The following is a 21,023-nucleotide window of genomic DNA, read 5'->3' on the forward strand; positions in this document are numbered from 1 at the left end:
AAGGCACACCATGCGTAATAACCAACCAGTCTCTCAGCGTGAAATCGAACTAAAAGAAGACGACTTCCTAGTCTCGCGTACCGATACGAAGGGACGCATCACCTATGCCAACCCTGCGTTTATCGATATTAGCGGCTTTGAACACGCAGAGCTGATAGGTGCGCCGCATAACCTGATACGCCACCCGGATATGCCGCCGGCAGCCTTTGAAAACCTCTGGAAAACCGTCAAAACGGGGGAAACGTGGCGAGGGCTGGTCAAAAACCGCTGCAAAAATGGCGACCACTACTGGGTAAATGCCAGCGTCACGCCGATTATCGAAGATGGACAAGTCGTGGGCTACACCTCGGTGCGTGTACAGGCAAGCCGCGCAGCCATTGAGCAGGCCGAGCGGGCCTACGCTGAAATACGCGAAGGCCGCAACAAGCGGCTTTACTTAGATAAAGGCCGGTTACGCCAGAAAGGTGTGATTAAGCGTTTGGCCCGGGTACGCCTCGACACCATTCGTGCCAAATTGGTAGGCATGATTGTCGTTGCAGGGCTGCTGTTATTAATCAGCGGTGGGCTTGGTCTGTATGGTTTGAATGTCTCTGGCGAGCGCTTGGGGCAACTGAATAATGACGGTCTGCGTGATGTTATTCGCCTGCAGAAAATCGATCAAACCATTGCCCAAACGCGCCAAGCGATGATTGAGCCAGAGCGTATGGAACTGATCAATCAACGCTTCGAGATGGGTGAAAGCATTGAGGAGAGCGCCGCAGAGGTTGCTGAGGTGTGGCAGGAGTATTATTCCCGTGAGGTCAATGCGACTGAGCTTGCCACCGAGTTTGACCAGCAGCTACAGACCTTCCTGCAGAACGGCATGGGCCAGGCGGCCAGCGTGCTTCAGGCAGAAGAGACCTACCAAGCCTTTACTGGTCTCGATGCTGTGATTAGCGTCATGACCAGCGAGGGCCGCATCCTGTCAGTCATGGTTAATCAACTGATTTCCCAGAAACAGCAGGCAGCTGAGGCCATGGCTGTTGATGCTCAGCAAGGTCAAACCACGATGCTGGGCGCTCAAGCCATAGTACTTGGAATTGGTTTACTGCTACTTATTTTGATCGGCATGGTTACCCTGCGGGCGATTACCAGGCCGCTAAAAAGTGCTGCAGGTTTTACGCTGCAAATTGCTGGCGGTAATTTGGCCGCTAAAGTCCCCGCCCAGAGACGCGATGAAGTGGGCCAATTGATGGACTCGCTGAATACTATGCGCAAAAGCCTCAGCAGCATCATCGCCGATGTAAAAAGCGGTATTGATGTGGTCACTCCGGCTGCTCAGGACATTGCCAGCGGCAACGAAGAGCTGTCGTCGCGTACTGAACAGCAGGCGGCCTCTTTGCAACAAACCGCCTCCAGCATGGAAGAAATGACTGCCACTGTGCGGCAAAACAGTGAGAACGCTCAAGAAGCCCGCCGTCTAGCCGATAACAATGCTATCCAGGTAACGAATACTGGCGAGTTGATGACACAGTTAGTCGACAACATGCAGCGGATTACCCAAAGCTCCCAGCAGATGGCCGATATTATCAATGTTATCGATTCGATCGCGTTTCAGACCAATATTCTGGCGCTGAATGCATCGGTAGAAGCGGCTCGGGCCGGCGAGCATGGGCGTGGTTTTGCGGTGGTGGCCGAAGAAGTGCGTAACCTGGCTGGCCGTAGCGCTGGTGCCGCCCAAGAAATTCGCGGTTTGATTGATGGCTCTAACCGTGAGGTAAGTGCGGGTGCCAGTATGGTCACCAAAGCCGAAGCTGCGATTAGCGAAGTGGCGGAAGCCGCGCGCAGTGTGACGCAGATCATGCACGAAATTTCAGCCGCCTCCGAAGAGCAGAGCCATGGTATTGCCCAGGTTAACCAAGCAGTAGCAGAGATGGATCAAGGTACCCAGCGTAATGCGGTGCGGGTTCAGGAAACCGCACGCGCGGCGGTCTCGCTTGAGAAGCAGGCGGGGCTATTAGCGCTATCGGTGGAAGCGTTTCGATTAAACAGTCAGGGGGCGCTACGTCCGCCAGCAGTGACAGCGACTAAGCACACTGCTCAGTTGCCTAGCACATCGTCGCCGAATTCGCCCGTTAAACGGCAGGCAGCCTCAGCAGAGGAGTGGGAAGCGTTTTGACCGAACAACGTGAACGGGTGGTAGACGCAGGTCAGTGGACATCGAGCAGTCAGATTGAGCGCGATCTAGTACTGACGGATGCGGATTTTACACGGATTCGCGAGCTGATTTATCAGCGCGCCGGCATTGTGCTGGCTGAGCATAAACGTGAAATGGTCTATAGCCGCCTAGCAAAGCGGCTACGCCACCATGGCATGACGCGCTTTACTGACTACTTGGTGCGCTTGGAGCGTCAGCCAGAAGCCAAGGAGTGGGAGGCGTTTACCAATGCACTGACCACTAACCTCACGGCCTTTTTTCGTGAGGCGCACCATTTTCCGCTGTTGGCTGAGCATATAAAGAACAAACAAGACCCGGTCACTATTTGGTGTTCGGCCGCCTCCACCGGGGAGGAGCCTTACTCGCTGGCAATGACATTGTTAGAAACGTTGGGCGCTAAAGCGTCGCAGGCCAAAGTGATCGCCACCGATATCGATACGGATGCGTTGGCCAGGGCTCGCGCTGGCGTTTATCCCCTGGAACAGGTGCGCAAGATCGATGAGGCACGGGTAAAGCGGTTTTTTCAGAAAGGAACGGGTAACCATGCGGGCTTTGCAAGGATTCGCCCAGAAGTATCCGCACTGGTGGAGTTTTTGCCACTGAACCTGCTAGCGCCGCAATGGCCAATTAAAGGCCCTTTTGATGCCGTGTTCTGCCGAAACATCATGATTTATTTTGATAAAGATACTCAATCAAAAATTCTTAAACGCTTTGCACCACTGATGAAGCCCGATGGCTTGCTGTTTGCAGGCCACTCGGAAAACTTCTCGTATATCAGCGGCGCATTCAAGCTGCGTGGTCAAACCGTTTATAACCTGGCCAAAAAATGAATAACTATCGTGTCTTTATAATCGCTTTAGGCGCTGTGGCTCCGGCGGTTGCAATAACACATCAGGCGTCTACAGCAAGAGGAGGCGTGCTTTGAGCGCAGCCAAGATCAAAGTGTTGTGTGTCGATGATTCGGCGCTAATTCGCGATTTGTTAACGGAAATTATTAATTCCCAGCCCGATATGGAAGTCGTTGCGGTAGCGCCTGACCCCATTGCCGCCAGGGATTTGATCAAGCAGCACAATCCTGATGTGCTCACCCTTGATGTGGAAATGCCACGCATGGATGGCTTGGATTTTCTTGAGCGTTTGATGCGCCTGCGTCCTATGCCGGTATTGATGGTGTCGTCGCTCACCCAAAGCGGTTCGGAGATTACCCTGCGTGCGCTAGAGCTTGGCGCGCTGGATTTTGTCGCCAAGCCGAGTCTGGGCATCCGCAATGGGATGATGGAGTACGCTGACGAGATTGCCGAAAAACTGCGCGCCGCTGCGCGCTCGCGGCCTCGTCAGGCGCGGCATAAAAACACTCCGCCACCGGAAGCCCTGAAAGCCCCGTTAGTGTCGAGTGAAAAGCTGATCATTATTGGCGCGTCTACGGGGGGCACCGAAGCGATTCGTGCGGTACTTGAGCCGCTGCCCGCCAACGCCCCGGCGATTTTGATTACCCAGCATATGCCTGGCGGTTTTACCCGTTCGTTTGCGGAGCGCTTAGACCGGCTGTGCCGGATTACGGTGAAAGAGGCCGCCGACGGCGAGCGGATTCTACCTGGGCACGCTTATATCGCCCCAGGGGATCAACACCTTAAGTTAGCGCGTAGCGGTGCCAACTACGTAGCGCGGTTAGATAGCGGCCCACCGGTCAATCGCCACCGCCCCTCGGTAGACGTGCTGTTCCATTCAGCGGCTCAGCATGCGGGCAAGAACTCCATCGGTGTCATTTTGACCGGTATGGGTAAGGACGGTGCGGCAGGGCTGCTAGAGATGCGTCAAGCGGGCGCACCCACCATTGCCCAGAATGAGCAGACCTGTGTGGTCTTCGGTATGCCCCGTGAAGCTATTGCTGTCGGGGGGGCTGTGGAAGTGGTGGCGTTAGATGACATTCCCTCGCGAATGATGGCGCTGATCGCCGCCTCCGGCCGCGCCCAGCGTGTGTAGTGCAATTCATAAAAAGTTAGTAATCATAAAAACTAAATAAGCTCGCAAGGGAAATCACAATGAACCGTTTACTGCGCAACTTGAGTATTCACGCCGCCGTGGTCACATCGCTTTGCTGCTTTGTCGTGCTGATTTTAATGGTTTCGGGCTTGAGTGTGGTGGCCGATCGCAATTCACAAAATAACTTAGCCACGCTAAGCGGTATCAGCGATGCGCAGTTAAATGAGATGAATCGCGCCGATTCGCTGCTTAACCAAGCCATGTTGGCTATGGAAACTGCCTCCAACTACCTGATGGTAGGGCAGACCCAGCAATCCAATGAGCAGGTTGCCGTTGCCGCTGATCGCATCGAGCGTTCTGAAAAGCGTTTCGAGCGCTTTGCGGCAAACTCATTTTCACCGCAAGGCGAGGCATTGGCGAACACCCTAATTGAAGATTTTAATACCGTAATGGGGCTAGTTAAACAACAGCACGATACCTTTGAATATATGGACTTAACCAGCTACAACAACCTGCGCGATGAGCTGGTAGAGCCGATAAATATCTTATCTGAAAGTATGACGGCGTTTGTGGCCTACGGCTTCCATCGGGTAGATACCATTCGCGCTGACGCGGATGCCCAAGGCAATCTGTTTGCCATGATCAATGCTGGAGCGGTGATTTTTGCCTTACTGATGACCTTGATAATCTACCTAGGTTTACGCCGTACAGTGATTGCGCCGCTAAGAGGCGCCATCCAACGGCTTGATGCGATTGCTGAGGCTGATTTGACCAACCCGCTGCCGGAAGCAGGTAAAAATGAAATTGGCCGTTTGTTTGGTGCTATGGGCACCATGCAGCAAAACCTCACCAATATCGTTGGCCGGGTGCGTGAAGGCAGTAACGAAATTCACCACGGCACCCGTGAGATTGCCAGCGGCAACGCTGACCTCTCCTCACGCACGGAGCAGCAGGCGGCATCGATTCAACAAACCGCGGCCAGCATGGAAGAGATGACCGCGACGGTAAAACAGAACGCCGACAATGCTCGTCAAGCCAGCACCCTGGCAGCAGACGCCTCCACCACGGCTGAGCGCGGTGGACAAGTGGTGGAGCAAGTGGTGCAAACTATGCACGGTATCTCCACCAGCTCGAAAAAAGTCGCCGATATCACCAGCGTTATTGACTCAATTGCTTTTCAAACCAATATTCTGGCTCTCAACGCCTCGGTAGAGGCCGCCCGCGCCGGCGAGCAAGGTCGCGGATTTGCGGTGGTGGCGGGGGAAGTGCGTAATTTGGCCAGCCGCAGTGCGGATGCGGCCAAAGAGATTAAAACTCTGATTGATGCTTCGGTAACACAAATTCAGCAAGGCTCCACTCTGGTCGAGCAGGCCGGTACCACGATGTCGGATGTGGTTACTGCAGTGCGCCGTGTTACCGATATCATGGATGAAATCTCCGCTGCCTCCCAAGAGCAGAGTGACGGTATTGAGCAAGTCAGCCAAGCCGTGGGCCAGATGGATCAAGTCACCCAACAAAATGCCGCGCTGGTACAGCAAGCCTCTGCGGCGGCGGCCTCCCTTGAGGAACAGGCCAACCGGTTGGAGCAAGCCGTAGCCGTGTTTAAGCTGTTAGGTATGCAGGGGGCGTCCCATCAGGCGCTGCCTTCCTCATCGCCAGCAACGGACGTTATGCCTGCGCCTAGGGCCGACCAGCAAGCTCGTCGCCCAGCTCCAGCTCCAGCCTCGCAGCGCAGCGACCACGAAGAGTGGGAGGAATTCTGAAGAACCGTTTTGAAAGAGCCGTTTCAAAGTAGCCGTTTTAAACCCCTGACTGTACTTTTCAGTCGCCCTTGTGCCATATACTGATTGATTAGAGGATGACCCATGGCAGATAAGAATATGAGTTTCCTGGTTGTAGACGACTTTCCCACCATGCGTCGGATCGTACGTAGTCTGCTTAAAGAGTTGGGCTTCACCAACGTGGATGAAGCCGAAGATGGACAAGATGCGCTCAATAAGCTGCGTGCCGGCAAGTTTGAGTTCGTCGTTTCCGATTGGAACATGCCGAACCTTGATGGCCTGGAGATGCTCAAGGAGATCCGTCAGGATGACGCCTTGAAAGACCTTCCTGTGTTGATGGTGACCGCAGAAGCGAAGAAAGAGAACATTATAGCGGCTGCTCAGGCGGGCGCTAACGGCTATGTCGTCAAGCCGTTCACTGCCGCTACCCTCGAAGAAAAGCTCAATAAGATCTTCGAAAAACTGGGTATGTGAGCAACTGGGCCTATGTGCTTGGTTAACGAGGAGACAACGTTATGAGCCAGAATGAGCAGTCCGATTCTGCCCAATCGTCCGAACAAGCCGCCGAAGACTTAATTCATCGCATCGGTAAGTTGACGCGCATGCTGCGCGAAAACATGCGTGAACTGGGGCTTGATAAAGAGATTGAGAAGGCGGCCGAAGCCATCCCCGATGCACGCGACCGCTTGCACTATGTCGCCACCATGACGGAGCAGGCAGCAGATCGAGCGCTCAATGCCGTTGACCGTGCGCAGCCGCTGCAGGATCAGTTGTCAGACCGGGCGGAAGCGTTGGATAAACGCTGGGCCGAGTGGTTTGAAGCACCGAAAGAGCTGGATGAGGCGAAAGCGCTCGTTGTCGAGACACGCACTTATCTTAGCGAAGTGCCCGATGTGGTTTCAGCGACTAACAAAGAACTGATGGAAATCATGATGGCTCAGGACTTTCAGGACCTGACCGGCCAAGTGATTAAGAAGATGATGGACGTGATCCATGAGATCGAACATCAGTTGGTGCAAGTGTTGATCGATAACGCGCCGGGCGCCCATGCACGAGAAACGCTGCAGCGCAAGGCCGAGGATCAGTGGAAAAGCGACAGTGCACGGCGTAACGAAGAGCTTTTGAATGGGCCGCAAGTGAAGGATAATGTCCCTGATACCGTCTCTGGGCAAGATCAAGTAGACGACTTATTGGACGAATTAGGCTTCTAAGATGCGTTATTAAACGCCCTCTGGGCACGCAAGTACGCCATTCAGCCGTCCCTATGGACGGCTGAATACGTGATAAGCTTTGCTTCACCTGGCCGGATACCCGTATGGCAGATAACGATAGCGACCAGGAAAAGACCGAAGAGGCCACGCCCAGGCGGAAAGAGAAAGCCCGTGAAGAGGGTCAAGTTGCCCGTTCCCGCGAGTTAAATACGTTTTTACTTTTGCTGGGTGGGGTGATCGGCCTTTATAGCATGGGCAACATGCTCTACGACCAGCTGGGTGCGGTGATGGAGCAAGCTTTCTTGTTTGAGCGCCGCCAGGCAATGGAAAGTACGCCGATGCTGGTCAATGCGCTGGACCTTGGTCAGCGCACGCTATTTGCCATGATGCCGCTGTTTTTACTGTTAGCCATCATTGCATTAGTTGCCCCTGGGCTGATGGGAGGCTGGCTGATATCGGGTAAATCGATGCAGCCCAAGTTTTCCAAGCTAAACCCTATTAAGGGCGTAAAGCGTATCTTCTCCACCCAGGCTCTGATCGAATTGGCAAAAGCGATTGCCAAATCGTTTCTGGTGGGGGGCGTGGCTGCGACGTTTTTGTATTTCAACATCGGCAAATTTATGGCGCTAATGGATCAGCCTATCCAGCAAGCGCTAACCAATGCCTTAAGCATGGCGGCTCAGGCAGCTGGGCTAATGGTGCTGGTGTTGATCGTGGTCATTTTGATCGATGTCCCTTTCCAGCTCTGGGACAATGCTAAGAAGCTGCGCATGAGTCAGGAAGAGATTAAGCGTGAGCACAAAGAGTCCGAAGGCGACCCGCATGTGAAGGCGCGCATTCGCCAGCAGCAGCAGGCCATGGCGCGGGGCAGGATGATGAGCAAAGTACCCGAAGCGGATGTCATCATCACCAACCCTACGCACTACGCGATAGCACTGACTTATCAGGAAGGCAGTATGGGCGCCCCGCGGCTGGTGGCAAAAGGCGCCGACGCAGTGGCTGTACGCATTCGCGAAATCGCTGAAGAGGCAGGCGTGCCTCGCTTGCAGGCAGCACCATTGGCGCGGGCCCTGTATCATCACGTCGATCTAGATGCAGAAGTACCTGCCGAACTGTATACCGCGGTGGCGGAAGTAATGGCCTGGGCCTACCGCCTCAAGCAAGTATCACAACAAGGAGGCGAGGTGCCCCCAACCCCCGATAACCTGCCGGTTCCGCCGGAGATGGAAAGCCCCGGGCATGGCGCCGGTGGTAATGAGGCGCAACCATGAAAGGCTTGAGTCAGCTAGTAGGTCGGCGCGACTGGATGGGTGATGTGCGCATGAAGCTGCTGGTCGGGCCGCTGCTCATCCTCATGATTTTGGGCATGATGATTGTGCCCTTGCCTCCCTTCGCCCTGGATTTACTCTTCACCTTCAACATCGCTCTGGCCATTATGGTGTTATTGGTCAGCATGTTTACGCAGAAGCCGCTGGACTTTGCGGCGTTTCCTGCCGTGTTGCTATTTACTACGCTGCTGCGCCTGTCGCTCAATGTGGCTTCTACCCGTGTAGTGCTGATGGAGGGCCACCAAGGCGGCGCCTCTGCGGGTAAGGTCATTGAAGCGTTCGGGGCGTTTCTGGTCGGCGGTAATTTCGCTGTTGGCCTAGTGGTCTTCCTGATTCTTGTCATCATCAACTTTATGGTTATCACCAAAGGTGCTGGCCGTATTGCCGAAGTGGGTGCGCGCTTTACCCTGGATGCAATGCCTGGTAAGCAGATGGCCATCGATGCCGATCTGAACGCCGGCTTGATCGGCGAAGAAGACGCCAAAAAGCGCCGCGCGGAGGTTTCTCAAGAGGCGGATTTCTTTGGTTCCATGGACGGCGCAAGTAAGTTTGTCCGTGGCGATGCCATTGCCGGTTTGGTGATTATGGTGGTCAATATCATCGGCGGGCTGATGATTGGCATGCTGCAGCACGATATGAGCTTTGGCGCTGCTGGTCAGACCTATATGTTGTTGGCGATTGGTGATGGCCTGGTGGCGCAAATCCCTGCTTTGGTGATCTCCACCGCCGCGGGTGTCACAGTATCCCGGGTCAGCATGGATACGAACGAAGATATTGGCCAGCAAATGCTTAGCCAATTGTTCGTTAATCCTCAGGTACTGATTTTGGCTGCCGTGGTGATGGGCATGCTGGGTATGGTACCTGGCATGCCCAATTTCGTATTTCTATTCTTTACCGCGTTGTTGGCTGGCCTGGCATGGCTGTTAACGCGCCAAAAAGAGAAGGCGTTGGTCAAGGAGGAGATTGCCGCGGCACCGGTGCCTTTACAGGAGACTCCCGAAGCGAGTTGGGAAGATGTGCAACTGGTCGATACGCTTGGCCTGGAAGTGGGCCATCGCTTAATCCCGCTGGTGGACTCGCGTCAAAAAGGCGAGCTGCTCGGGCGCATTAAGAGCGTACGTAAGAAGTTTGCCCAAGAAGTGGGTTTCCTGCCGCCGGTCGTCCATATCCGTGATAATTTGGAGCTGCCGCCGAACGCCTATGTACTCTCCATGAAAGGCGCCGAGATTGGTCGCGCCGAGGCACAACCAGGTAAATGGCTAGCGATTAACCCCGGGCAGGTATCGGGCGAGCTGCAGGGCACCCATACTCAGGATCCCGCTTTTGGCTTGCCCGCTGTCTGGATTGATAGCAACCAGCGTGAGCATGCCCAGGTGTATGGCTACACCGTTGTGGATGCCAGTACCGTCATAGCGACCCACTTGAACCACTTGTTGCACCGTCATTCACCCGAGATGCTGGGCCGTCAGGAAGTACAGAAGTTGCTGGATAAAATGGGCGATGATCAAAAAACGTTGGTCGAAGAGGTGATCCCCAAAGCTATTTCATTGACGGTACTGCAGCGTATCTTGCAAAACCTGCTTGACGAAGATGTCTCTATCCGCGACATGCGCACTATTCTCGATACCCTGGCCGAGTACGCCACACAGCAAAAAGATCCTAATGAGCTGACGGCGCTGGTGCGAGTCTCGCTGGGGCGCGCCATTGTCCAGCAGTGGTTTGCGGGGCAGGAGACACTCAATGTCATGGGGCTGGATGCTCAACTGGAACAAGTGCTGGTACAGGCCATGAATGGCAACGGCGCCATGGAGCCCGGGTTGGCAGAAACGCTGATGACCCAGGCCCAGCAGGCGCTGGAGCGTCACGAAAGTTCCGGCGAGCCGCCGGTGCTGGTCGTGCAACATTCACTAAGGGCGGTGCTGTCGCGCTTCTTGCGTCGCCGGTTACGCCATATGTCGGTACTGTCCCAGGCTGAAATTCCCGACGATCGCACATTAAGAGTGACCACAGTGGTCGGCGGACGTTAAAGATGGCACGCCGTGATAGGCTAGCGTCGTCCATTTTCAGAACAGGCAAGGGTAAATCATGAGCGTTAGACGTTTCGTGGGAGCCAATAGTCGTGATGTGATGCGCCAAGTGCGTGAAACGCTCGGTGAAGACGCCTTGATTGTCGCAAATCGGCGTACCGAAGGGGGCGTTGAAATTTTAGCGATGGCGGATGAAGCCATCGACCACTTTGAACCCTCACCAGAACCTGCACCACCCGAAACGCCGACAGCACCCCCAGCGCAAGACCCCATGCAGGCGATGAGCGAGCGCTTACTGCGCGAAATGCAGGATATGCGAGCGCTGCTGGCAAACAGCCAGTCAACCCATACTGCTTCACCATCGCCAGCAGCGCCCACCGGAACGGCTGCACGGCTGCGTCAACTGCTATGGAATGTGGGTTTTAGCAGCGAAATTGCCGATGAACTGCTGGCTGGGTTGCCTGCATCGCTAACCAGGTTAGACGGCGATAGCGAAGCCCCACTGCAGTGGCTGCGACAGCAGTTAATGGATCGCCTTTACGTACTCAACGATGAAGCAAGCTTTTTCGACCAAACCGGCATTGTTGCCCTGGTGGGGCCAACGGGGGTAGGTAAAACCACCACCACCGCCAAGCTGGCCGCTCGTTTTGTGATGCGCCACGGCACGCGCCCGGTAGCGCTGGTTACCACCGACAGCTTCCGGATCGGTGCCCATGAGCAGTTGCGCATTTATGCGCGCCTGCTGGATACCCCGATGTACGCCTTGGATGCCGAACAGCCCATCGACGATTTGCTGGGCCGCCTGCAGGGCAAGCAGTGGGTAATTATCGACACCGTAGGCATGAGTCAGCGTGACCAGCGGGTGATAGAGCAGATTGCCCACCTGCAAGGAGGACGCTCGCGGGTACGTTTGGTGCTGCTACTCAATGCTGCCAGCCAACCGGAAACCCTCGAAGAAGTGGTGCTGCGCTACCGTCAGGCCGCGCGGGCGGCGGGCGCAGAGTTAGATGACTGTATTATCACCAAACAGGATGAGGCGGGACGTCTGGCTCCAGTGTTAGATATTATTATGCGTCACGGGATGCGCGTCCTGTTTGGTTCTAATGGTCAGCAGGTGCCCGAAGATATGGCCCTTGCCGCCCCCGATGCGCTAGTGGATCAAGCGCTGAGTACCGCGACTCCTCAGCGTGAACGGGTGCAAAGTGCCGATGCGCCGATGGGAATGCCGCGCTGGTCGCGGGATGTCCTGGGCCAAGGGCGTCGTTTGTCGTCGCTATTGGCGAGGTTGCGCCAACGTGTCACGGGATTTGCGGAATTAGAAGAGATCTGGAACCTAGCTTCGCTGCCTAGTCGTTTGCAGGAAACGCATTTGGATGCATTACTTGCCGGTTATCCAGCGGCAAAGACCACCTTAGGGATGGCGTGGTTTCCGCGGCGCAATGAGCGCGGCTGCGACTGGGCAATGCCGGACATTGGCCTGGACACGGATGGTGCCTGGCTGGCGCTACCCTGGCTGCAGCATCGCCACGCCGCAGGATGGCAGCCACGCTTAGCCGCGCTGTCGGCATCGAGCGGTGTAGCGGTGCACTTACTGCCGCGCTTCCCTGAACCGGATGCACTAGCGTGGCTGGAAGCTGAGCACTTGACCTGGGTCAGCCAAGTGGCCCCCAGTCATCGGTTACGCTTTCACCACGAACGTCAATCTATCCGCCAGCTATTTAGTGACAGTGTGCTAACGCACCATGTGGGCGTGCGTTTTCGTGGCCAATCGGTGCAACTGTGGACTGCCTACGCCGAAGTCGAGGACGCCAGCGGCACGGCTCTACTCGCCTGGTTCGGTGAAGTTCGCGATCCGGAAAGCGCCAAAGTAGTGGCGCGCCGCTACTGGCTTACCCCCGCTCGGCTAGGAGCAGAGGTGCTCTCACTGCTGTTAACCCAGCTGCAAAGCGAAGGCTTGGCCGCCTTGACGCGTCGCGCGTGGCAGCAGTTAAAAGAGGCCGATAGCGGGGATCTAAATGCTGAAGTTCGCCTATTGATGGCCAGCGGTGTGGCATCGGTCGCCGGGCATCTCGATGTTGCTGATGATGAGGAGGCGCAGACGCTGCGTGGCGATCTGCTCAACCTATTAGGCAACAGCCGTCGCCGCCGCGATACCGGCATGCTTGATGCACTGGTCTACGCCTTTATGGCACGAGATGCGATTCGTCAAATGGGCAGTGTTAGTCGAGAGGGCGTGGTGTGAGCGAACAGGATCAAGCATCGGGTCTACGCAAGTGGGCAAACCTGCAGCGCCAACAGCAGCAAGCTGAGGGTACAGTTGATGTTGCGGCGGCAGAACACGTGCCGGAATCTAAACAGCCTACCTCTCTGTTAACGCCGACAGCTGCAGCGGTGGAAGAGCCAGCAACGGTGGTAGCGCACCAGCCCAAAATTCCGCTTATTGTGGTCGGGCTACCAGGTAGTGGTGCAGCCCAGGTGAACAAGGTTAAAGCAAGATTAGGGCAGTGGTCGACGTTAGGTCGAAGCTGGGCCGGTGATCCTGAGGATTGGGATATTCATATCGTCATGGCCGAAACGACCGACCTAGCCCAACTTTGCGATCAATACAGCCGTTGGGCACTGTGGATCAGTAGCGATGCCGATACCTTTGCTTCCATGTTCCGTACCTTGCGTCAATTACATGAGCGTGGCGGGCCGCGCCGTTTGCTGGCGCTCCACGAGCCGCATTTGCCGCGTCAAGGGTTGCTCAATAACTTGCGTGAGGCAGCTGATTACTACTTAAATATGGAGCTGTTGGTACTTGCACGATGAGCGCACTCTGCTGAGGAGACCAAGCATGCTAAGCTGGCTATTAAGAGGGAGACTGCTACTGAGCCCAGTACTGCTGACAGGGTGTCTACTAGCAGGGTTAACGGGAAACGCTCAGGCGACACCCGGTAGCTGGAGCAGCCAGATACCAGGTCTGATGGTAGCGATGAGTGATAGGGCAAGTGCTAGTCAAAACGCTACCCCACCCGCTGCTGCTAACAATGTGGAGTCAGCACAGCTCGGGCGTATTCATTGGCAGTTTCAATATCCCCCTGGTGCGCTATTAAACGCTTGGCTGTGCCATCCTGAGCAGTGCGTTGCGTTAGCTGGCATGCGGGGGACTACCACTGCCCTGGCGGGGTTTGCCGCGGATGCGCCGTTGCATTTTCGCTTCGCTTTACGTCCGGGGCAGCGGCCTGTTCGTGTCCAGGGGCTGCAAATGATTGTGAACTATCAGTGAAGGCTGGATAGACGCGAGGCGAGAGGATGTACACAGCACAAGGCAGGATCAAACAGAGTGAGCTGTTGACGCAATACATGCCACTGGTACGACGTCAGGCCTTGACGCTTCAGGTCCGTTTGCCAGCCAGCATTGAGCTCGACGACCTTATTCAAGCCGGGATGGTAGGGCTGCTGGAAGCACTGGGGCGCTTCGATGCCACCCAGGGGGCAACGTTCGCGACGTTTGCCAGTCAGCGTATTCGCGGTGCAATGATGGATGAATTACGTACCCGCGACTGGTTGCCCCGCAGCGTGCGCCGCTCAGCGCGAGCGGTTGACAGTGCCGTTCGTCAATTAGAGCAACAGCTCGGACGGGCACCAGAAGAGAACGAAATCGCCCAACACCTTGAAATGCCGTTGAGTGAGTATCAGCAGCTCCTCAACGACACCAACAGTGGTCAACTGTTGCCGTTTGAAGAGCTGGTGGCCGACGGTGGCGAGCCTAGCAATAATGAATTGGCTAATTCACCGTTCGAGCAGTTGCTAGACGGCCAGCAACGACAAACGTTGATTGAGGCAATTGAAGCGCTGCCAGAGCGTGAAAAGCTGCTAATGGCGCTGTACTACCAAGAAGAACTCAACCTTAAGGAAGTAGGGGCTGTGTTGGGCGTCACGGAGTCACGCGTTTCACAACTGCACAGCCAAGCCGTCAGCCGCTTACGCGCGCGTTTACACGACTCGGCATAACACCTCTTTTACTCACTTGTGACCGGCAAGGAGCCGTGGATGAACCCTTCGACGCTGATAGGCATATTTGCCAGCATACTACTGTTGGTGAGCGTGCTGTTTTTCACCGCAGAGTCCCCTGAAAGTTTTATCAATTTGCCGGGTTTGGCCATTGTGGTGACCGGTACCCTAGCGGCAACCTTTATCAGCTATCCGCTGAAAGAGGTGCTCCGCGTCGTACGGTTGGTGGGCTTGGTATTCCGGCGCGAAAATACCTATATGCGTGACGATATCCGCGAATTGGTGGATATGTCGCGACTCTGGTTTAAGGGCGATGTACGTGCTGTCGAGCGCGAGTTGGAGCATACCCGAAACCCGTTTTTGCGTACCGGGATCCAACTGGTCATTGCCAACACCAAAGAGGATGAAATTTTTGACATGCTGCGTTGGCGCATTGCCCGTCTTAAAGCGCGTGAGCATGCCGAGGCACAAATATTCCGTACCATGGCCACCTACGCACCCGCATTTGGCATGATCGGCACCCTGGTGGGGCTGGTCAATATGCTGGAAGTCATGGACGCAGGCGACCTGCAGGTGATCGGCCCGCGCATGGCGGTGGCCCTGCTCACCACCTTCTACGGCATTTTACTCGCCAACTTGGTGTTTAAGCCGATTGCGGTGAAACTCGAGCGCCGCACCGAAGAGCGGCTGATTACCATGAACATGGTGCTGGAAGGTATTTCGCTGATTACCAAGCGCCGCCTGCCGTCGTTTATTGAAGAGACCCTCAACTCGTTTGTAGCTAACTATCACGATGAAATCCGTGATAACAGCGTCAAACCAAGGCCTGATTCGTCGGTTAGTGCGGCGGCGAAGGGGTAGGCCAGATGCTTGACCGTGATACGCGCCACGCACTGGAAATGACGCCGTCGCCAGGCGATGGTGACGAGGGTTGGCTAACCAGCTATTTGGATGTGCTGACGCTGCTAATCACGCTCTTTGTGCTGCTGCTTTCACTGACACCGCCGGGAGGCGGTGAGGCGGCTGATACTGCTTTCATGCGCTCGGCTAGCGCTGTATCATCATTGCCGCTGGCGTCTCTAGCCACTGGTATTCAGCCCCGCCATTCAGGGGTTCAGCCGCAGTTTGATGGGCTCGACATCCCCGGTGTCAGTGTTTCGCAAGGGAGTGAAGGGGTCACGTTACGTATTGATACCAGCCTTTTATTTCCCAGCGGTCAAGCTGTACTGACTTCCCGTGGGCAAGAGGTGGTAGAAAGCCTTATCGATGTGCTGACCCGTTTTGACGGTCAGATTTCGGTAGAAGGCCACACCGACAGCGTGCCTATTTCAACGGCCCGCTTCCCCTCTAATTGGGAGCTTTCATCAGCGCGGGCTATCGCTGTGGTGAGGCATTTAGAGCGCCAAGGATTCAATATCTCTCGTATGCGGGCCGTCGGTTATGCCGACACCCAACCCATGGAACCGAACGCAACGGAGGAGGGCCGAGCTGCCAACCGTCGCGTAGAGTTGTTGCTAAGGCAGCAGGTCGAGGGTGAATAGATTGCGAGGCCACGTTTGTGTCCATGTACCACCCGCGGTTGCAGTCGTTTGGAGCTCTGCTGGTTTTAGATGCCGATTGTCGCCGCATTCAAGCCAGTAGCACCAACTTAACCCGCTTGACCGGTATTGAGCGCCCTGAAAATGGGCCGCACACTCTTGCCTATGTGTTAGGAAAACGGCTAAGCCAGCGGGTGCGCCGCGAGTTGCAGGGGCAGCAGAAACTCTCCGGCCCGCTGGTGTTTATTCGTTCCAAGCATAGCTACATGCGTTTTCAGCTCTATGCTTACCGAGCAGGTGGGAAGGTCATCGTCGAGATTGAGCCACTCAACCCCCAAGGTAAGCGCCGCCTGCTTGGCACAGTCAATGAGCGGCTGATGCATTTAGCCGACGCAACCCACCAGGAAGAGCTGCTCGACTGCTTGGTTAACGCTATTCAACAGCTCACCGGCCATGATCGCGTCACCGTGTGCCATTTCGACAGTGATTGGCATGGTTTAATGGTTGCCGAAGCGCTGGGCAACCAGCTGCCTTCGCTGTTGGGTCAGCGCTTCCCCTCAAGCGACTTCCCTGTCGCCTTACGCAAAAGTTACCAACTTTACCCCGTTCGGTTAATTGAAGACGTCGATGCGCCGCCTGAAACGCTGACTCCCGCCTACTCGGGAGTCAGCCTTAGCGGCAGCTTTTTACGCGCCCCTGCCCCTGAGCGGCAGCGGTATTTAAATCGCCTGGGGGTGCGTGGGTCATTCAGTTTGGCCATGCAGGGGGATACTGGCTTATGGGGTCTAGTGTTTTGCCATTCGCCAGCACCGCACTCGGTTGCACCCCCCGTGCGTGATGCCGTTCGCACCCTCGTGCAAATGGCCACCCAGCGCATGCTGTTGCTACGGGCGCGTCAAGAAGCCCGCTACCTACAACGGGTTCAGGATAGCCTCGTGCTCAGTGCGCGAACGCGCAGCGAGCCGCAAAGTCCCCAACAGTTACTTCATGAGCAGGCGGCTATCTGGATGAAGCTGTTTCGCGCCCATGGCGTGGTGCTGTGGGTGAATGGTGGCGCTTATCAAGCGGGTGTGACGCCGACTCCAGAAGCGATAAGCCAGTTTGTGCTGCGCCTGGAAAGAACTCATGTACATAGCGGCCCTTGGTGCACGCGCGAAATCGGCAAAGAGACGTTAACCGCTTCGCTAGCCATGCCCGAGCAGTGTGGGGCTCTAGCAGTGCCGCTGCCAATGAGTTCGACCCAGCGCGCCTGGCTGATTTTTTTTCGCCCCGAGCAGGTGGAAACGCTGTATTGGGCGATGCAGCCTACAACCAACCCTAAACCGGCCGTGATATTGGCTCCATCGGTTGCTTGGTCTGAAGAGGTAGTCGGCAGAAGTGAAGCGTGGCTGCGGGTAGAGCGCTTAGCGGCGGTAGACTTGGGGGAAGACCTGACGCTGGCGATTTCTGCCTATGAAATTAGCTCACTGAATATGCACCTGGAGCACGAACGCAAAGCCCTTGCCGAAGCCAACCAGCGTCTTGAGCAATTAGCCCATTTCGATCCTCTAACCAAGGTGTGGAACCGTTACCGCATCGAAGAAGCGATCAATGCAGAGCTGGTGGCTGCCAAGCGCTATGCGGCCGCTTTTGCCTTGCTACTGTTCGATGTGGATAACTTTAAGCAGATCAACGATGCTCACGGCCATAGCGTGGGTGACGATGTGCTGGTGGCCCTGGCGCGCTTAGTGGAAAGCTCGCTGCGTGGCTGCGACCACCTGGGCCGTTGGGGAGGCGAAGAGTTTATTGTGCTGGCGACTCATTCCGATGTTGATGCCGCCACTGGCCTGGCTGAGCGGCTGCGCTCGCTGGTAGAAGAGCTGCGTATAGAGGGCGTTGAGCAAACGGTTACAGTGAGTATCGGTGTCGCCGTTTGGCAGCCGGGTGACAGCTGTAAAACCCTTATCTCCCGGGCTGATGACGCCATGTACCGCGCTAAGCATGGCGGACGCAACCGCGTTGAAATGGCGCTTGAGCCTGTGGTGCTGATTTAAGCAAACCTTTAGGTGCCACTACCTTCACACTGGGTGAGCATCCGGTTGATCGCCGCATCGGCGCCTTTTAGGCTAAAGGTCATATACCACGGCTCGCGCTCGTCCTGGTCGAAGCCGAGAAATAGCTGCTCCCCCTGGCGCATGTCGGCCATCAGTGATGCCAAGTCACTTAAATAAAAGTGAGCATAAAACCCGTCATCGCCGCGCTCAGTGATAAATTCCGCCATGGTGTCGATAACGGGCCGCTCATCGATGCGCAGCCGAGTGGGCACCAGGTTTACTGTACGGCTCTCTCCCTGCTGCTGCTCAAGGGTGACGCGCATCTCCAGCCAGGGTAAATCGCAAACGCCCGAGGTGGCATTCAAGCTCAGCGTCGCATCCGAGTAGCTGTGGGTTTCTACCGCCCGATAGTGGCGTTCGCCCCCCAGTGAGAGCGTCATTGACTGCCAATGGTCGTGGGTGGCCACATCGTCGGTATTGAAGGTGGTCGCGTTAGCGACGGGCGTAGCGACCATCCACATGGTCGCTATCGCCACAACGGTAAACGTGAGCGTGCAAAGATACTGGGATGGAGAGCGCAGGAAGTGAGTTGCGGACATGATTAAAGCCATTTAACCCAAAACCCCAGTCTATATCGTGTTTGGGATTGGCAAAATAGTAACGCGCTGATTTTCCTATATATGGTAGAAAAAATTAAAAAAAGTGCCTCATATGGTGGGAGGTCACGTCTATACTTCACTTCGATGCTACGTATAATCGCCCTATTTGAGCGCTATAATTCACCCTCGCTGTGAAGGAGTTTTGCGACATGAGCACCGCTGCCAAGGCTATGAAGACCTCTAACGATGTCCCTATGCAGGCCCCCTCGCGGGAAATATGGGACGCCAAATACCGTCTCAAGGATCGTCATAGCCAACCCGTTGATCAGGACGTTGGTGCTACGTTTGAACGGGTTGCTCGTGCCCTGGCAGCGGTGGAGGGAGATAAAGCGGAAGAGTGGTTGCCCAAATTTCGCTGGGCGTTGGAAAACGGCGCCATTCCTGCCGGTCGTATTCTCTCCAACGCGGGGGCTGAGGCCTACAAGCCTGCGGTGAGCCTGATTAACTGCACTGTCTCCCGCACCATTCGTGACTCCATGCGCGATATCCTCGACTCAGTGGTCGATGCGGGTATGACGCTGAAATCCGGGGCGGGTATCGGCTACGACTTCTCGACGCTGCGTCATAAGGGCGCGTTCGTATTCGGCGCTGGCGCGGGCACCAACGGTCCACTGGCGTTTATGGATATCTACGACAAGATGTGCTTCACCGTCGCCTCTGCTGGTGGTCGGCGTGGTGCCCAGATGGGCACCTTTGACGTGGGGCATCCGGACGTACGTGAGTTTATTCAGGCTAAGCGCGAAGCGGGGCGCCTACGACAGTTTAACCTCAGCTTGCTGATCACCGACGAATTTATGGAAGCGGTCAAGAACAATGCTGACTGGCCGCTGGCTTTTCCGCTGCACCCCGGTGAGAAAGAGGATGTCAAAGCGGAAGACCTGATCTACCGCGACTGGCCGGTGGTTGAAGAGGGCTACACGGTCGATGCCGAAGGCCGCGTCGCCTGCCGCATTGTTGAAGTGATTAAAGCGCGCGAGTTGTGGGACACCATCATGTCCTCCACCTACGACTACGCCGAGCCCGGCTTTATCCTCATCGACCAGGTTAATCGGATGAACAACAACTGGTTCTGCGAAGATATCCGTGCGACGAATCCCTGTGGCGAACAGCCGTTACCGCCAGAAGGCGCCTGCCTGCTGGGTTCTGTCAACCTAACCAAGTTTGTGATCGACCCCTTTGGCGCCGAGCCGCGCTTTGATTGGGAACGCTATCGCAAAGTGGTGGCGATCTTCACCCGTATGCTCGACAACGTGGTGGAAATTGCTGGTCTACCGCTGCCCCAGCAGCAGCGTGAGATTGAAGCCAAGCGTCGCCACGGCATGGGTTTTCTAGGCTTAGGGTCGACGCTTACTATGTTAAAGATTCCCTACGGCTCTAAGCAGTCACTGGTATTCACCGATGAAGTCAGCCGTCATTTAGCCATTGAGGGCTGGAAACAGGCGCTGGAGCTTTCTCAAGAGAAGGGCATGGCGCCGGTGCTCGAACAGGAGCACACCATTACCCCCAAAATGCTGCGTGAGCGGCCACAGTTGGCTAAAGATGGCTACGAAGTGGGTGATCAAGTGCCAGGGCGCATTCTGCACGCCCGTTACAGCCAATATATGGCCCAAGTGGCCGAGCATGAGCCGGAGTTGGTGGCGCAACTGGCCGAGCACGGCGCGCGCTTTACCCACCACAGCTCGATCGCGCCGACCGGCACGATCAGCCTGTCGATGGGTAACAACGCCTCCAACGGTATCGAACCCTCCTTCTCGCATCGCTATTTCCGCAATATTATTCAGTCGGGCAAGAAGACCAAAGAGCAGGTCGAAGTCGTCTCCTTTGAGCTGGCCGCCTACCGTCACTTTATTGCATCTGATGCGGTGGACAGCGACCTGCCTGACTACTTCGTTACCGCCGATGCGATATCTCCCGAACAGCACGTTGCCGTTCAAGCCGCCGCCCAGCACTGGGTGGATTCAGCGATCTCGAAAACGGTCAATGTGCCTACCGAGTTCCCCTTTGAACAGTTCCAGAACCTCTATTTGCAGGCTTATGAAAGCCGCTTAAAAGGCTGCACTACTTTTCGCTTTAATCCCGAAGCTTTCCAGGGCGTGCTCGTGCGGGAAGATGATCTTAAAAACACGACCTACGTATTCGAACTGGAAAACGGTGAAACCCTCGAACTAGCCGGGGATGAGAAGGTGATTTACGACGGTGAAGAGCATAACGCTGCCAACCTCTTTGATGGCTTAAAAGAAGGCACCTACGGCAAATGGTGATGCTGCGTT

Annotated in this window: 17 protein-coding genes; 16 read left to right on the top strand and 1 reads right to left on the bottom strand. The window is 55.7% G+C overall.

Features of this window, described 5'->3' with window-relative positions; genetic code table 11:
* Positions 1 to 10: 10 nt before the first annotated feature.
* The 15 genes from HALTITAN_RS22170 (at position 11) to HALTITAN_RS22240 (ending at position 18,094) form a co-directional block, all read left to right on the top strand.
* On the top strand, positions 11 to 2,158 hold the full coding sequence (locus HALTITAN_RS22170; protein ID WP_009288437.1) for a methyl-accepting chemotaxis protein: 2,148 nt from the start codon (positions 11 to 13) through the stop codon (positions 2,156 to 2,158).
* Entirely contained in the window at positions 2,155 to 3,027 is an 873-nt protein-coding gene (locus HALTITAN_RS22175) for a CheR family methyltransferase (protein ID WP_039860573.1), read from the top strand. The genes HALTITAN_RS22170 and HALTITAN_RS22175 overlap by 4 nt, the downstream gene beginning before the upstream one ends.
* A gap of 91 nt (positions 3,028 to 3,118) precedes the next feature.
* On the top strand, positions 3,119 to 4,180 hold the full coding sequence (locus tag HALTITAN_RS22180; protein WP_009288439.1) for a protein-glutamate methylesterase/protein-glutamine glutaminase: 1,062 nt from the start codon (positions 3,119 to 3,121) through the stop codon (positions 4,178 to 4,180).
* A gap of 59 nt (positions 4,181 to 4,239) precedes the next feature.
* Complete coding sequence (locus tag HALTITAN_RS22185; RefSeq protein WP_009288440.1) at positions 4,240 to 5,943, top strand: methyl-accepting chemotaxis protein; 1,704 nt, start codon at positions 4,240 to 4,242, stop codon at positions 5,941 to 5,943.
* Between the two features lie 102 nt (positions 5,944 to 6,045).
* On the top strand, positions 6,046 to 6,435 hold the full coding sequence (gene cheY, locus HALTITAN_RS22190) for a chemotaxis response regulator CheY (protein WP_039860575.1): 390 nt from the start codon (positions 6,046 to 6,048) through the stop codon (positions 6,433 to 6,435).
* A 41-nt stretch (positions 6,436 to 6,476) separates the two neighbouring features.
* Positions 6,477 to 7,172: a protein phosphatase CheZ gene (gene cheZ, locus HALTITAN_RS22195; RefSeq protein WP_009288441.1), complete on the top strand. Its 696-nt coding sequence runs from the start codon at positions 6,477 to 6,479 to the stop codon at positions 7,170 to 7,172.
* A 104-nt stretch (positions 7,173 to 7,276) separates the two neighbouring features.
* Complete coding sequence (gene flhB / locus HALTITAN_RS22200) at positions 7,277 to 8,443, top strand: flagellar biosynthesis protein FlhB (protein WP_009288442.1); 1,167 nt, start codon at positions 7,277 to 7,279, stop codon at positions 8,441 to 8,443.
* The gene (gene flhA / locus HALTITAN_RS22205; protein WP_039860576.1) at positions 8,440 to 10,527 is read left to right on the top strand and encodes a flagellar biosynthesis protein FlhA; all 2,088 of its coding nucleotides are present in this window, start codon (positions 8,440 to 8,442) and stop codon (positions 10,525 to 10,527) included. The genes flhB and flhA overlap by 4 nt, the downstream gene beginning before the upstream one ends.
* Before the next feature lie 58 nt (positions 10,528 to 10,585).
* Positions 10,586 to 12,769, top strand: coding sequence for a flagellar biosynthesis GTPase FlhF (flhF, locus tag HALTITAN_RS22210; RefSeq protein WP_009288443.1), 2,184 nt, complete (start codon positions 10,586 to 10,588; stop codon positions 12,767 to 12,769).
* Entirely contained in the window at positions 12,766 to 13,338 is a 573-nt protein-coding gene (locus HALTITAN_RS22215) for a C15 family peptidase (RefSeq protein ID WP_009288444.1), read from the top strand. Before flhF ends, HALTITAN_RS22215 begins: the two co-directional genes overlap by 4 nt.
* A 25-nt stretch (positions 13,339 to 13,363) precedes the next feature.
* The gene (locus tag HALTITAN_RS22220; RefSeq protein ID WP_039860577.1) at positions 13,364 to 13,795 is read left to right on the top strand and encodes a flagellar protein FlhE; all 432 of its coding nucleotides are present in this window, start codon (positions 13,364 to 13,366) and stop codon (positions 13,793 to 13,795) included.
* Positions 13,796 to 13,821: 26 nt separating this feature from the next.
* Positions 13,822 to 14,523: an RNA polymerase sigma factor FliA gene (locus HALTITAN_RS22225; protein WP_009288446.1), complete on the top strand. Its 702-nt coding sequence runs from the start codon at positions 13,822 to 13,824 to the stop codon at positions 14,521 to 14,523.
* A gap of 39 nt (positions 14,524 to 14,562) precedes the next feature.
* Positions 14,563 to 15,384 carry a motility protein A gene (locus HALTITAN_RS22230; protein WP_022520917.1) on the top strand — a complete coding sequence of 274 codons (822 nt, stop codon included), beginning with the start codon at positions 14,563 to 14,565 and terminating at the stop codon, positions 15,382 to 15,384.
* 5 nt (positions 15,385 to 15,389) lie between these two features.
* Positions 15,390 to 16,064, top strand: a complete 675-nt coding sequence (locus tag HALTITAN_RS22235; protein ID WP_039860578.1) for an OmpA/MotB family protein — start codon at positions 15,390 to 15,392, stop codon at positions 16,062 to 16,064.
* A 23-nt stretch (positions 16,065 to 16,087) separates the two neighbouring features.
* Complete coding sequence (locus tag HALTITAN_RS22240; protein WP_083868881.1) at positions 16,088 to 18,094, top strand: sensor domain-containing diguanylate cyclase; 2,007 nt, start codon at positions 16,088 to 16,090, stop codon at positions 18,092 to 18,094.
* 8 nt (positions 18,095 to 18,102) lie between these two features.
* Here HALTITAN_RS22240 and HALTITAN_RS22245 read toward each other — a convergent pair whose 3' ends face one another.
* Positions 18,103 to 18,705 carry a hypothetical protein gene (locus HALTITAN_RS22245; RefSeq protein ID WP_009288449.1) on the bottom strand — a complete coding sequence of 201 codons (603 nt, stop codon included), beginning with the start codon at positions 18,703 to 18,705 and terminating at the stop codon, positions 18,103 to 18,105.
* 197 nt (positions 18,706 to 18,902) lie between these two features.
* Between HALTITAN_RS22245 and HALTITAN_RS22250 the strand changes: the two genes are divergently transcribed.
* Positions 18,903 to 21,014, top strand: a complete 2,112-nt coding sequence (locus HALTITAN_RS22250) for an adenosylcobalamin-dependent ribonucleoside-diphosphate reductase (RefSeq protein WP_027958772.1) — start codon at positions 18,903 to 18,905, stop codon at positions 21,012 to 21,014.
* Positions 21,015 to 21,023 lie beyond the last annotated feature (9 nt).

Source organism: Vreelandella titanicae BH1, assembly GCF_000336575.1.
GTDB lineage: Bacteria > Pseudomonadota > Gammaproteobacteria > Pseudomonadales > Halomonadaceae > Vreelandella > Vreelandella titanicae.

What these genes read in the sequence shown, in the direction of transcription:
- HALTITAN_RS22250 (WP_027958772.1), top strand. Translation starts at nt 18,903, where the DNA reads ATGAGCACCGCTGCCAAGGCTATGAAGACCTCTAACGATGTCCCTATG.
- HALTITAN_RS22230 (WP_022520917.1), top strand. Translation starts at nt 14,563, where the DNA reads ATGAACCCTTCGACGCTGATAGGCATATTTGCCAGCATACTACTGTTG.
- HALTITAN_RS22240 (WP_083868881.1), top strand. Translation starts at nt 16,088, where the DNA reads ATGTACCACCCGCGGTTGCAGTCGTTTGGAGCTCTGCTGGTTTTAGAT.
- flhA (WP_039860576.1), top strand. Translation starts at nt 8,440, where the DNA reads ATGAAAGGCTTGAGTCAGCTAGTAGGTCGGCGCGACTGGATGGGTGAT.
- HALTITAN_RS22170 (WP_009288437.1), top strand. Translation starts at nt 11, where the DNA reads ATGCGTAATAACCAACCAGTCTCTCAGCGTGAAATCGAACTAAAAGAA.
- cheZ (WP_009288441.1), top strand. Translation starts at nt 6,477, where the DNA reads ATGAGCCAGAATGAGCAGTCCGATTCTGCCCAATCGTCCGAACAAGCC.
- HALTITAN_RS22220 (WP_039860577.1), top strand. Translation starts at nt 13,364, where the DNA reads ATGCTAAGCTGGCTATTAAGAGGGAGACTGCTACTGAGCCCAGTACTG.
- HALTITAN_RS22245 (WP_009288449.1), bottom strand. Translation starts at nt 18,705, where the DNA reads ATGGCTTTAATCATGTCCGCAACTCACTTCCTGCGCTCTCCATCCCAG.
- flhB (WP_009288442.1), top strand. Translation starts at nt 7,277, where the DNA reads ATGGCAGATAACGATAGCGACCAGGAAAAGACCGAAGAGGCCACGCCC.
- flhF (WP_009288443.1), top strand. Translation starts at nt 10,586, where the DNA reads ATGAGCGTTAGACGTTTCGTGGGAGCCAATAGTCGTGATGTGATGCGC.
- HALTITAN_RS22185 (WP_009288440.1), top strand. Translation starts at nt 4,240, where the DNA reads ATGAACCGTTTACTGCGCAACTTGAGTATTCACGCCGCCGTGGTCACA.
- HALTITAN_RS22235 (WP_039860578.1), top strand. Translation starts at nt 15,390, where the DNA reads ATGCTTGACCGTGATACGCGCCACGCACTGGAAATGACGCCGTCGCCA.
- HALTITAN_RS22225 (WP_009288446.1), top strand. Translation starts at nt 13,822, where the DNA reads ATGTACACAGCACAAGGCAGGATCAAACAGAGTGAGCTGTTGACGCAA.
- cheY (WP_039860575.1), top strand. Translation starts at nt 6,046, where the DNA reads ATGGCAGATAAGAATATGAGTTTCCTGGTTGTAGACGACTTTCCCACC.